Annotated in this window: 1 protein-coding gene; it reads right to left on the bottom strand. The window is 66.0% G+C overall.

Features of this window, described 5'->3' with window-relative positions; translation table 11 throughout:
- Positions 1-1,247, bottom strand: a 1,247-nt coding sequence (locus AC4FAH_RS08100; RefSeq protein ID WP_490245876.1) for a Zn-dependent hydrolase, incomplete at its 3' end; no start/stop codon positions are given.
- Between the last annotated feature and the right edge of the window lie 15 nt (positions 1,248-1,262).

Below are 1,262 nucleotides of genomic sequence, written 5' to 3' on the forward strand. Positions count from 1 at the left end.
GCATGGAAGAGCACGTTGCAGCCGGCGTGCAGGTCCTTGGGCGCGGCGTTCTCGATCTCGTTGTGGCTGATGCCGCCTTCGCAGGGGACGAAGATCATGCCGGCGGGAGCGATACGGCCCATGAAGATGGCGTCGTGGCCGGCGCCGCTGACGATGTCGAGATGCGAGTAGCCGAGCTGGCTGGCGGCGTTGCGCACCGCGTTCACGCAGTTGTCGGCGAAGTGTTCCGGCACGAAGTCGGCGGTGGGGGTGAGCTCGTAGGTCAGACGATGCCGCTGACTGACGGCTTCGACGACTTCTTTCAGCTCCGCGACCATTGCGGTGAGGGAGTCGGGTTCCAGCGAGCGCAGGTCGATGGTCATGTTGACCTGCCCGGGGATGACGTTGCGCGAGCCCGGGTGGACCTGCATCACACCCACGGTACCGCGACCGTGCGGCGCGTGATCGATGGCGATGCGATTGACGGCGACGGTGATCTCGGCCGCGCCAAGCATGGCGTCCTGGCGCAGTGACATGGGCGTGGGGCCCGCGTGCGCCTCCTGACCGGTCAGGGTCAGATCGAACCAGCGCTGGCCCAGCGCGCCCATCACCACGCCGATGGTGGTCTCTTCATCTTCCAGAATCGGGCCCTGCTCGATGTGGCTCTCGAAGAAGGCGCGTACGTTCTCGCGGGGGATCTCATCACTGCCGCGATAGCCGATGGAATCCAGTGCCTCACCGGCGGTCACGCCGTCGCTGTCCTTCTGGGCGAGCATCTCATGCAGTGACAACTGGCCGGTATGCACGCCGGACCCCATCATGCAGGGCGCGAAGCGACAGCCTTCTTCATTGGTCCAGACCACCACTTCCACCGGGCAGCGGGTCTTGATGTCGTGCTGGTTGAGGCTGCGCAGGACCTCAAGCCCGGCCATCACCCCGAAGCAGCCATCGAACTTGCCGCCGGTCGGCTGGGTGTCGATGTGGCTGCCGGTCATCACCGCCGGCGCGTCCGGGTCGGTGCCGGCGCGACGCGCGAAGATGTTGCCGATGGCATCGATACGGATCGTGCAGCCCTCGGCCTTGCACCATTGAATGAAGAGGTCGCGCGCCTGGCGGTCCAGCTCGGTCAGTGCCTGGCGGTTGACGCCGCCCTTGGGCGTGGCGCCCAGCTCGGCCAGGGTCATCAGTGATTGCCACAGGCGATCGCTGTCGGTGCGCAGCTCGCTCAGGGTATTCGCGGGCGATGTGTCCATCTGGGCAGTGGTCATCGGCTTCATCCTCTC

Source organism: Cobetia sp. (genome assembly GCF_983723665.1).